The organism is Clostridium fessum, from assembly GCF_027698965.1.
GTDB lineage: Bacteria > Bacillota > Clostridia > Lachnospirales > Lachnospiraceae > Otoolea > Otoolea fessa.
In genome coordinates, this window is record NZ_JAQEQF010000002.1 from 334,768 (window position 1) to 347,271 (window position 12,504).

Annotated in this window: 9 protein-coding genes and 2 pseudogenes; all 11 read right to left on the reverse strand. The window is 39.0% G+C overall.

Going from position 1 to position 12,504, the window contains the following annotated elements; genetic code table 11:
- Nucleotides 1–3: 3 nt before the first annotated feature.
- On the reverse strand, nt 4–2,076 hold the full coding sequence (locus PG862_RS04215) for a P-loop NTPase fold protein (protein WP_270706618.1): 2,073 nt from the start codon (nt 2,074–2,076) through the stop codon (nt 4–6).
- A 162-nt stretch (nt 2,077–2,238) separates the two neighbouring features.
- On the reverse strand, nt 2,239–2,850 hold the full coding sequence (locus tag PG862_RS04220; RefSeq protein WP_118637522.1) for a VanZ family protein: 612 nt from the start codon (nt 2,848–2,850) through the stop codon (nt 2,239–2,241).
- 6 nt (nt 2,851–2,856) lie between these two features.
- A complete protein-coding gene (locus PG862_RS04225) occupies nt 2,857–3,762 on the reverse strand; it encodes a sugar phosphate nucleotidyltransferase (protein ID WP_333563186.1) in 906 nt (301 codons plus the stop codon).
- Between the two features lie 152 nt (nt 3,763–3,914).
- Nucleotides 3,915–4,690 (reverse strand): annotated as a pseudogene (locus PG862_RS04230) (ATP-binding protein).
- Nucleotides 4,691–4,696: 6 nt separating this feature from the next.
- Nucleotides 4,697–6,256: pseudogene (istA, locus tag PG862_RS04235) on the reverse strand (IS21 family transposase).
- Between the two features lie 300 nt (nt 6,257–6,556).
- A complete protein-coding gene (locus PG862_RS04240; protein WP_270706620.1) occupies nt 6,557–6,919 on the reverse strand; it encodes an acyltransferase in 363 nt (120 codons plus the stop codon).
- 144 nt (nt 6,920–7,063) lie between these two features.
- Entirely contained in the window at nt 7,064–8,530 is a 1,467-nt protein-coding gene (locus PG862_RS04245; protein ID WP_118637176.1) for a lipopolysaccharide biosynthesis protein, read from the reverse strand.
- 14 nt (nt 8,531–8,544) lie between these two features.
- Nucleotides 8,545–9,273, reverse strand: coding sequence for a glycosyltransferase family 2 protein (locus PG862_RS04250; protein WP_333563187.1), 729 nt, complete (start codon nt 9,271–9,273; stop codon nt 8,545–8,547).
- A gap of 39 nt (nt 9,274–9,312) precedes the next feature.
- Nucleotides 9,313–9,711 (reverse strand): HAD family hydrolase, encoded by a 399-nt coding sequence (locus PG862_RS04255; RefSeq protein ID WP_118490792.1) that lies wholly within the window; start codon nt 9,709–9,711, stop codon nt 9,313–9,315.
- A complete protein-coding gene (locus tag PG862_RS04260) occupies nt 9,704–11,350 on the reverse strand; it encodes an aminoglycoside phosphotransferase family protein (protein ID WP_270706622.1) in 1,647 nt (548 codons plus the stop codon). The genes PG862_RS04255 and PG862_RS04260 overlap by 8 nt, the downstream gene beginning before the upstream one ends.
- Nucleotides 11,351–11,365: 15 nt before the next feature.
- Nucleotides 11,366–12,502: a WavE lipopolysaccharide synthesis family protein gene (locus PG862_RS04265; RefSeq protein ID WP_270706623.1), complete on the reverse strand. Its 1,137-nt coding sequence runs from the start codon at nt 12,500–12,502 to the stop codon at nt 11,366–11,368.
- Between the last annotated feature and the right edge of the window lie 2 nt (nt 12,503–12,504).

Sequence of the window (12,504 nt, forward strand, 5' to 3'; positions counted from 1 at the left end):
ATATTATTTCAACTTAGCGAGAATATCATCAGCACTTACACCATCTGACAGCATCTTTTCAATCACATCGTCTATCTCAGATTTCTTTGCTTGTTCCGCTTCTTGTTTCTCTGCTAATGCCTTTTCCTCAGCTTTTATTCTATCTTCTTCCTCTTTATTTTGAATTTCTTGTAGCTTTTGCTTCTGTTCAACAATCAAATTATCGATTACTTCAAGAAAACTATTTGCATGTGCCTCAGATATTGGTAAAGATTCAACTCGGCATTTATCCAAAATCTGCAATACACGCCGTTTTAAGGTTTGAAATCCCTCTTCTGGCAACTTAATCTTATAGTCCTGTGTGCATATATTAACCTGCCACATTCTCTTAAAGTAATCTACAAAGCTACTTTTTTCTGCATTTGTCACCTTTTCGAACCCATCCGCTGTGGCCTCGGCCATCTCGACATCAAACATATCAAACCGCTTATTCTGCGTTTGAGCCAGGGCATTCAAGGGTTTTTTCTTCATCAAGCTCACATAAAGAGCTTTGTTCTTTTCAAACATCAATGTGTTCGAACTCAAAAATTCATTAATTATTTTATATGCATTCCATTCTTCCGGCAAAAATAAATCCTTATTGTCATCACCAATAATCATACGGTGGCGTGGTTGCTCTTCTCCAGTATGAATCATTTTCTCAATCTGCTTATGAATCCCATCGCAAATTTTTTCCCACTTAATGTCTGGAAGCTGAATATTATACTTTCTAGCCCAACAACTATTGTACAGCAAATTCACATAATCATTTAACTCCAATGTGCCAGTATATGCTTCTTCTAAAAGTATCGGGTATCCGTCTCTTATATCAACTTCATCTAAATCTAAAAGTCTATTCATTCGCACTTTTTCTTCCGGGGTAATAGCTTTGTCTCTATTTATGACATAATCAAATTCTGCATCAAGAGTATCTTTCGCCCACTCTCCATGCCAAATCCATTGCTTAATTCCACCCGTAATGAATTTATCATCATAAAATCCAGGGTAAAGTATAGACACCTTTTCATCAGAAAAAAGCGTTCCATATCGTGCACTTTCTGGAATCAATCCCGCCCGGAAACACAATACATATGAAAGATATGTAAAAAGCCATTTTTCTCTATTATCAATATGCTTTTCATTAAGTAATATATATATTCTTTTAAAATCTTGAATTGCGCATTTAAGGCTTCGGATGTTATGCGGTCTATGTTTAAGCAACTCCTGAATTTTGTCTTTTTCACTTTCGAGTTCTGCCCTTGAATTTCCAGAATATTTCTTTGAGATCAACTGTTCTAGTGGTATTCCTTCTACTGATGCACCTGAAAAAATAGAACTAATAATTTCCTTATATTTTACAAGGAGTGCTTTGTATTCTTGAGAAACCACATCATCATCCTTACACTCTATACTATCAATTACATTAGAAACCACTGAAGAGTAATCCGGTACATAATGTATCGTTCTTTGGATAATTTTTTCCTTTATTTCACTATACTTAATTTTATCTTTTTCACTTGACTGTATTTTTTCCTCATTTGCCACTACGATTGTATTAATATGAAGATTTTCACAATAATCGTTGATACAGCCTAATAAATCAGACGTTGGAATATCAGTACGCTCCAAATCATCAAATATCAAGATTACTCTTTTATCTCCCATTTTAGGTTCGACTTTTACGAAATCAATAGCATTAAAAGATAATACTCCACTCACAATGCTTTTCCAAGGCTCTGGAAGGTGTTCAGCACCTTTATCCGCAACTGTCTTAAAAACTTCAGTATACTTTTGAGCCTTTTCAACCCATCCAGACGCTGGAGTATTTAATTCAGCTACGGTTCTAAGCCAACATTGCTTTACTTCTTTCTTTACCTCTTCTATCGACGCCATGCCAAATAGACTCACACGCAAAAACACACATTTATCCTTTAGCACATTTGATAAACTATTATTTAATAAATATGTTTTTCCACATCCCCACTCACCAGTGAGCATCAGTGCTCCCACAGGTTGTGGTTCATCACAGTAATATTTCAGTTCTTCTAAAGTATCCATATCGTAGCTCCTATGAGGTCAATCGCTCATTCTTCACATCTCAGCCGATTATCGAATTCCTGATTCTTAGATCGTTGCCTGCTGCCCACCACGGAGAGGTGTGTGATTATCAGAGCAGCGTAGGGAGCTACCGCTCCCAGTATATCACAATTTCATCCAATTTTACAGATGCTTTCTTGCCTTCATCACTGCACAATACATCAATCCGCCAATCATTCCACCTACTGTATTATAGAAGATGTCTGATAGCTGAAACGTACCTAGACGGAGCAATAACTGCAACATCTCAATGCTCACCGAAAAGATAAATGCTATCTTCCCGCTTTGCCACAGGATCTTCTTCCAACCGTTTCCTATCTTTTCTTCGAATGTCCACATCACTACGGCAGAAAACGGCACCATCATGATCACATTCTCAATACACTCCGTTGTCAGCTTCTGTTCGCCGTTCACTGTCTCCCAGATGCCCCAGCCGCCCATGACATCGGATAAAGGATTCATCCACAACTGACGGTTTAACAGAGTTCGGAACATAATAAGTGAAGTCACAAAGGCCAGGAAGAATAGTTTCCGAAAGAACACACTCTCCTTGAATTTCTGATACCATGTCACTATGGCACTCTTCCAACCTTTGCCTGCTGCGGTAGGCTCATACGCATACAGGTAGAAAAACATAGCAAGAAAAGAAAGCAAGAGTGAGAATCCAAACGGCTCATACAAAGCAATCAGGATGTTTGTGAGGATCTTTCCGAGTAAATCAATCGTTTCTTTCATCGTCATTTACAGATCACTGAACAAGTCAGCCTTGTACACACCATTCTCCAGCATCTCCTTGAAGCTGTCCTTTACAGCTGCGACATCCTCATGATAGGTCATGCCATACCATGTATCATTGGTTTTCAGAACCTTTACGGACATCCTGCCTTGCTCTAATAGCTCACCGATGAAGATAGGGATTAGATATTCTGCCTTCATAGGATTGCCGGGTACTTCTTTCCCAAAGAACTCTTTGAAGCCTTCTTCCAGCACACCCAGGAAATCAGGAGTTAATCCCCACATATTCATAGAAACAAGTGAATTAGCGTCGATCACCACACCATCTGCCTCTGCTCCAACAGCAGTTTTTACGATGTTCTTGGTCTCCATAACCTCTGTCAGGTTATGCTCCTCATCCATCTTGCAGACACCACGGGTTACACCGCCATAATCGGACAGAGTATTCTTCAGAACAAATCCCGCCATGCAGGACTCGCCGCCATTCACCAGATACTCATGAACAGCCTTGAATCCTTCTTTACCATAGTAGTCATCTGCATTGATAACTATAAACGGAGTCTTCAGCAATTCGTTAGCTGCCAGTACCGCCTGACCGGTTCCCCAAGGTTTTGTACGACCTTCCGGAAGTTCTCCTGGAATATCGTTAATATCCTGGAAAGCGTAATCTACAGTTACATTATGAGATGAGCAGATAGATGCAATACGGTCACCAATGACCTCTTTGAACTCCTTCTTGATATCCTTACGGATGATAAATACTACATGGTTGAAGCCAGCCTCAATCGCATCATGAATTGAGTAGTCCATGATGATATGGTTCGCATCATCCACCGGCTCTAACTGTTTAATTCCTGTTCCGAAGCGGCTGCCGATACCAGCTGCCATGATAAGTAATGTTGTTTTTATCATTCACTTTCCCCTCATACTGTTTATGTTTAACGCCGTACTAGCTGAATATTACGGTTCAAATGTACCCCTGTTCCGAAGGAACGGATACCGGCAGTCTGGCGCTATGATACCGTGAGTCCGGAACAGGGATACCACATTTGCTACATGTGAGTTTACTCGCTTAATGCCGGATCCAACCCGTATACTTCACGCATGGATCTGTAATTCGCCGGGTCCGTCGGGATGATGTTGATCTTGTACGCATCATGCTTGATGCGATCCAGGATCGCTTCCGCGAGCGGACTGTCATCGCCTCCCAGTTGATCGAACCAGCCATTGCAATCATACTGAGAACAAAAGATGGTTGACGACTTCTTGTGTCTCCTATGGAGGAGTTCCAGTATATCGTGCTCTTCTGATGCGGTTGGCTTCAACAGCAGCCATTCATCGATGATCAGTAGAATCGGATTGGCATATTTGCTCTGGACCTTTTTGTAAGTTCCATCGTTACGTGCCATCTCTAACTCCAGGAGCAGGCCCGGAAGTCGAACGTATTTCGTAGTGTATCGACGCTTACAGGCCTCCATACCGAAAGCGCATGCCATGTAGGTCTTTCCACTCCCTGTGGCACCTGTGATGAACAGGTTTCGATGCTCTGTGATGTACTCACAGGTTGCAGACGCTCGATCAGGCTGCGGTTGAGTTTCCGCCCGGAGGTATAGTTGATATCCCCAATGTATGCATCTGGCTGGTCGAATCCGGCATTACGGATCAGCCGTTTCAGGCTGTTGCTCTTACGGTTGCTGTATTCGATATCCACCAGCATTCCGAAACGGTCTTCAAAGGAAATGTCCCTCATTCGGGCGTCCTGCAGCTGGGTCAGGAATGCATCCGACATGGATGTTAGACGCATTTCGATGAGTTTATCTATAGTGCTCTGTGTAGTCATGGTTCCTTACCTCCTGTAGTAATCCGCACCCCGTGTAAGTGCGTGGCTGCTTTTTTCTGAGCTCGTATGGCTATCGGTTACCGCAGCTTTGTCAGCTGGCTCTGTTCGATCACTCCCGGTATCAAGTATGTTCTTGATGCTTTTATAGCTCGGAGTGGCTATAAAGGTGAGCGCCTTGCAGCAGGCGGCTTCCAGCCGATCGACAGAATACTTGTCGGCCAGCTTTAAAAGTCCCATGCAACTACGGTAGGATTGCTGTTCTACCAGCTTGGAGGTAAGGATTGCATCCACGGTCTGGTAGGTACTGGAACCGATGCGCTTCGCCCATTGCCGGAAGCGGTCGCCGTTCCACTCAAGATACTGCTGATGAGAAGGCGGCATATGCTCTGTGATTGTGCTATACTGACCTTTGCGACCATACAGTCGACGGTGGGACGCGATTCGATTGTGGTTGTAGAAAACCTCAATGGTCTTGTTTGTGACTCTCACATCAACTTTGCGCTTTATATACTCATGTGGAACGGAGTATAGCATTCCTGCAAACGCTATGTGATAATTGAACTGAACGGTGGCTTGTCTCCATTCCGCCAGTTCATATGGGGTAGCAGGTAACGGAGCCAGCAATGGCAGTTCTTCGTCGCGGAAGATTTCATACCGACTCCCCTCTTTCTTTTGGAACGGGCGATGGCTGAAATCTTCCAGTTTCTGCCGGATCGCCTGATTTAACTCACCGAGAGAAAAGAACTGCTCGTTCCGTAGCGCTGCTGTAATCCATGTGGAAATATTGCCTACACTGCCCTCGGCATTAGGCTTATCCTTTGGAGAACGGACGCGTGCCGGAATAATGGCGGTGCTATAGTGTTCTGCCATTTCCTGAACGGCATTGATCCGTGGATCATTCCAGCTTTTATTATTATGATCCACAGCAGTGCGACAGTTGTCTGGCACGAGGATCTTTGCAACACCGCCAAAGTACTCGTACATGTGGATGTGTGCTGCGATCCATGACGCCTGTTTCTGATCTATAAAGGCTTCTACGTATGGATACTGACTGTAGGTCATAACACCTACGAAAATCTGGGCATCCAGAATTTCACCGGTATCTGGGTCGATGATGTGCGCAGGATCACCTGCCCAGTCGACCTCAACCTGCTCCGCAGGCTTGCGGTTGATATGCATAGTGGCGCGGCGCTTCTGCTTATCCTGCTGGATGTAGTAGCAGAACTGAGAGTACATAAGTGGCTCTTCTTTGGAGAGACGGCATTCTTCAAGATACTCTGTCCAAAGGAGCTTCTTATTCACCCCGTTTCGAAGAAGCTCTTTGCGGACATGCTCAAAATCGGGCATCCGCTTTGAAGTGGCTGGCTTCGCTTTCACTTCAGGGAAAAGCAACTTGCCTAAGACTGGATCGCTAAGTTTAGGATCCAGAGGCCAGACAAGATTTTGCTATTTGGCTGCCTTCAGCACCTTGTTGACAGTTGTCTTGGATGCATTGCAGCTAAGGGCAATGTTGGTTTGGCTGAGATTCAATCCGGCAAGCCGGATGATCTCACGATACTTGGTCATAATGGTGACCTCCTTCGTAATGAATTTACGCTGCAAAGCGTATGAATTCATTATAAAGGAAACGGTACCATCTGACCGGAACCTCGGTATCCGATTCCCAGAATCGCGGTATCGTCTAAAACGGAACAGCGGTACTGTGGCGCCGGAACGGCGGTTCAGAATCGCCCGGAATACTCACTAGCTTTATGCGATATATCGTGTTATCTATGTTTTTGTTCTCCTAGCGCTATTGAATATCAACATCCAATCAGGTTTTGAGTTTAGGTGGAAAAAAATAATTTTGTTATTAATGTGTCCCACTTATAATTCTTTAATTTTTTTAGCAGGAACTCCACCGTAAAGACAATCACTTTCGCAATCTTTTGTCACAACAGAACCTGCTGCAATAACAACGCCATTACCAATAGTAACCCCTGGCATAATCAATGAATTTGCGCCAATCCAACAACCGTCGCCAACAATTATAGGCTTTGGATGATACATACCTGCCCTGCGCTCAGAATCGGCCACATCATGATCACTATTCATAAATGTTACATTCATTGCGATGTTGCATTTATTTCCAATAACAATATCTGCACCTAAATCAAACCAGCATTCATAATTAACAAATGTACCCCCCCCCCCATTTTCAAATGGCCTTTTCCCAGTCCCAAATAACATCTTGGCTTTATTTCACAATCCGCTGGAATTTCCGCACCATATAAACGATAAATTTTCATTCTTAACCGTCTATGACATAATACTCCGGCCGCAATTGAATTCAAAATAAAATCCTTAATTATTCCCTTCATCCTCATATGCTCCTTATCTATTTTCTTGCAAAACTTTTTTTAGGTAGTTCATAATAGTATCACGCTTAACAACAGCCATCACTATAGCAATACCAATCAACATATATTTTAACCACAGGATACTATTTACAGCCATTATTGCGAATCCACCGATTATAACCCCTATGGACAATATTAAAATAAATTTAATATCATAAATCTGAATTCCGTCAAGTAGTTCCTTGCACACTTTCTTATAAAACAAATAGTGAACAAAGCAAAAAAATAAGTAGCAAAAAAATGTTGTATATGCCGCTGCTTGATATCCGAAAATATTAATAAAAATATAGTTCAGTATCAAATTTAAAACTGCGCAAAAGATAGATGGAATAACAACTGTAAGCTTTCTCTCATAATATTCTTGAAGTCTTGCAAATAGCTGAAACAGGTAATTAAAAAATACACCTATACAAATCGGCACAATAACAGTAGCACTTTCAATGTATTTTTTTCCTCCAAAAATCAGAACCACTTCTTTGCTAAACAGCATCAAACATCCTAACATTATTGCCACAAACAATAAGACTTGATTAGCTACATTTGATAAACGCTCAAAATTTTTTGCTTTAATTTGTTGATATTGATACGGAGCAAATGATGAATTCAGAGCTCCTGTTATTAAATTAATTAGCGATCCTACTGAATAAGAAACACTATATATTGCCACATCGCGTGCGCCACTCATATAATTTATCATCAATTTATCGGAACTTTGTAATACAAACTCTGACAAGTAATGCGGCAGCAAACTAACACAAAAAACCAATGCAAATGACCACATTTTTTTATTATAAACTGTATAGTTGTGCTTAAATATTGATATATATATTCCCAATCCAATAATCGCAGTTACTATGCTTTGTGGAACTAGCCGACCTTCAGCAGTATCAGATACGAAAAGTACACACAATACTCCTAATAAAGACGAAACCGCAGTGAGAAGGATCGTAACTATAATCAGACTTCGATATTCATATGTATACCTTTTATAAACTTGCCAACAGTGAATGCCTGCTTGGGCAATAAAAGTCGCAAATAGGCATATAACCAAGGTTTTTGACATTTGCATCCATCTGGATATCTGATCTACAAAAGCTAAAGACACAATAAACCATACTAGTGTAAGAATTAAACTAAGTCCGCTTACTGCTGATAAAACTTGTTCTTTATTGTCATATTTGACATAGAGGTTCATCATTGCCTTATATAAAGATAATGTAGTGATTAAAATCAAGACATTCTGCCACGATGTAAAAGTTGACACCAGACCGTACTGTTCTTCCGACAATACTCTGGTAAATATTGGTGTCGTTATCATGGTGATACCACGTTGCATGAAATTGCAAATGGTAAACCAAAAGCCAGCCTTTACCGGCAATGACATATTTTTATATTTCTTCTGAAATGTTTTCCATATATTACTAACTCTATTCACGGTCATGTGGGCTACCTTCTTCACATCTTTTCCTTTAAGAAAATTTGTAGTTCCTCCGGTGTCCCAAGAACATGAACTTTATCAGAATCTACAATGCTGATAGTAACATCCATGCCCTTCTCAATCATATAATTATAAAGAGGTGCGATATATTTTTCATTTTTTTCCATGTGCCTGTCATCCACATAGTATTCTTGATATAAATCTTCATAAAGTTTGGCCGAAGAAAAATAATATGCTCCTAAGGTGCAGTTGTCAGAAATTCTCACTTTCTCCCGCACTTCTATGACTTTTCCAGCATTGTCAAGTTTTGCAAAACTCCAGTGGTCACCTTCTGCATGGAAGCATGGGATGTGTCCATCTCCCGAAATATCCTCATATTTCATTTCACCAGGCTCAACATAAGTGTCAATATTGTAAACCACAATTGCATCATTTAGATTACAATAAGGAATTGCCAACATACATGTAGTTGCCTGCCCATCTGTCATATGATCAATTTCCACAATTTTCACATCATGGATTCCGTATCTCGCGCAATGTTCTTTTATAAACGCCTCTGCTTCATCTTCTTTTCTTACCACAAACACATATCTGCTTACAATTTTGTTATATCCAATCAAACTATCCATTGACCAATCAAAAAGTGTTCTCCCTTTTGCGTCAATCATATATTTAGGACAGTTATATCCTACCTTGCGGAATCGACTGCCTAAACCAGCCATCGTGATAATTATAGTCATGCCCATATTTTATTCCTCCATCAGTAAAATCTTCATTGATACTACTTAGTTGCTCCGTTCCCTCGATTTATTACAAATTTCATTCAATTCGTCTACAGAACAATTAAGGAATTCATCTGGCCTTACAGTTCGATCATCAACATAAAATCCCATATGTCCTGGCCATGGTTTCCCATATAAAATTTCATCGTATGGAATTTCCCATTTATCTAGCCATGAAAGCAACACTTTTGCCGTGCTTTTATTTATCAATCCCATATTTCCATTGTAGGAATTCATGTTTCTAGATGTAAAAAGAATAATTTTAGCTCCGTGATCATGGTAAAATCTTAATTTTTCTACCATTTCCTTATAAGGAACTAAGTCTTCATACTTTTCATTCTTTTTTTTAATCGGACACAATGTGCCGTCTATATCAAAGACAAATGAATATTCATCAAACATTCTTTTTTTCTCCTATCTGTATATCAATTACTCTGTTTAGAATTTCCAATCCAGTGCCAAGCATAACCATTTGATGCCTAATGCTCTCGCCATGAAGCGGAATCATACTCAAGAAAAGCAAGGCCTCAATCAATTCAATTTTTTTTAAATCACTATCAATTTCTGCAGCAAATGTACTCAAAAATACCTTATACAAGTTAAATTCCCTTTTTCGATCCTGAATACGGTAATTAATACACGCTCTCTCCGAATTGTAATCAAGGTCAAAAAGATCTTTTATAATGAAATCATATTTTCCATCCACACTATGGAACAGTTTTGCGAGTTCATAACGAAAATCACCAAAAATATCGTAGGTGCCAAACTTTCCTCGCGGATCAATCACTTTAATAAACGAAAAGTTTGAATCCACCATAATATTTGCAAAACATAAATCTCCATGAATGATATTAAAAGTATCTACATCATACAGCATCTCAGGTATCGCCTTTTCCAGTGCTATGATAATTTCATTTAAAGGTAGATACTTTTTTCCATTCACTTCTATTGGTGACTCAAAAAAAGCTAAAAATCGTCCATCCTTTTTCATTTTTTCAAAACGCTGCAAAGTTTTTGTCAGGTACATTTCTTCTAATGCAGAGTGGATATTAGTATCCTTCACCGTGTAGCGTTTAAAATCATCACACACAAAACGAATTCGATTAAAAATGTCAATCCACTGCTGTAATGTCAAATCGCCATAGAGGAACAGCTCGTGGACAGTATGATATGCATAGTATTCCATAGAAACATATGGATTAACATACGATGTCGAATAATCAAAAATTCTGGGTCTGACATACTCAACGTCTGCTGGCAATTTTAAATACCATTTAATCTCCCCAATAAACTTATCCTTATCATCGCTTGTCTTTTTCAGAATGCCACGGTTTTTATCAATTGTAATATGGTTGAATTCTCTAGCACGTACCTCTAGTTTTGAATTATAGTACTTATCCTCATGGCCAATATCGAACCAGTTATTCGCCAGTACTGCTTTCATGGGATACTTTTTACTATACTCCTGTAAAGCATAATAAAAGGTACTCATCTGTAATGATTCTTGTTCAAAGGCCATTTCTAGGCATCTTCTAAAATAGACAGCATCAGTAAATTGAAATACACCAACAAATAGCTTCTTCTTTATTTCTTCCTTTACAGGTTCTTTATCATAAATCTGTACAATGGTACCGTCTTTTTCATCAAAATATGTCCAAGTATCAGACATATAGTCTTCCTGGCAAAAAAAAGCATTTCCCTTGATTCCTGTAACGCTATCTAAGACAATTGTATCTGCAAAATTAATAATAACTGTACCTACAGCATCTTTTAATCCAAAGTAAATAGTATGCCCTAAATCACTTAATTCTGGAAGAATCTTAATATTCACTTTTTTTCCAAGATAATTCTTCAACCTTCTTTGTACTTTATCTGCATTTTCATAACATATAATATCAATAGAATTCGTCTTTTCTTTATACTGTTCATACAAATAATCAAAGGTAATTCTCTGATTTATTGGGTAAATGATTGCCGGAAGTTTTCCTAATTTTTGGAGCTCTTCTGGAACCACTTTAGCAGATGGTATTATTAGCCTCATCAGATTTTTCCTCCCTTATATCTTCAAATTAAGTTTGTCACAGGTCTGCATATAATATTTTTCAAATTCTGGCTTGTATTTAAAAAATCCCTGATTGAGCAACAGCCAGTTCTGAAAAGTCCAATTATATTGCAGATATAAATCTGTATTGTCATTTTTACTATATGTTCGAAAAAGTTTACTTTCATTATATCTATCGTATTTCGGCCAAAACAATCCTATATCATCCCAAGAAACTGTAATTAGATAATTGCTAACAAAATCCCAGTACCCCCTCACTGTATCTTCCAAATTCTCTGTAATATGTTTTTTGATATAATTTTTTACAATTTTAATTTCTGGTGCAGTAATATTATAATAATCTCCAATTCTTGGATTACTACTTAATAAATCTCTCAACCATATTCTTCGCTCGTCTTTTGTTCTATTTGGGCTTACATCCAACTCTATGTCAAAAAGATTTCTGATATCTTGTACCGTTCCAAAATACAAGAAATCCGCAATGAAATACGGAATAAACATTCCTCCACCAACTGTTGTTTGGACTACTATAATTCGTTCCTTCTGTTTTGCACTGTCAACTTCTTGCTTTATTGGAAACTGATCTATTAATGTTTTAAAATATTCCAGCATGTGCGGTTTGTAAATCCGCTGATCTGAGCGTGTCTTTAAAATATACTTAGCACCTGCATCATCTGCACATTGAATGCCGCCTTTTGTGGAAACAATTTGGAAATTCATATTTCCCAGTCCAAAGATGCCCGGTGCTGCATTTAACACTATATCCGCTCCAGCTGTCTTTAGACTATCAATTTCACTCTTATTAGAATCATTCCATGTAGAAACAATGACCTTACATCCGGGATAGTAACGTTTGTAAAGTTTAACCGTATTTAAGGTAAAATGATTATCTAAAATTAGCGGTCCCTGTATCACGATTGCGACATCGCTCATGTTTGAGAGCATCCCTGAATGCACAATCAAATTTTCTGCCGAACCTGATCTTTTTCTATAAGAACAGTAATCTCCTGTTTCTTTTTCATAAGACATACAGCAATCCCGCATTAAAATATCTGCATAATGTCTATCTTTTTTTGTTACAATTGAAAAGAAAAAATCCGTGATTCTTTCCACCGTATGTTTTATTTTCATTG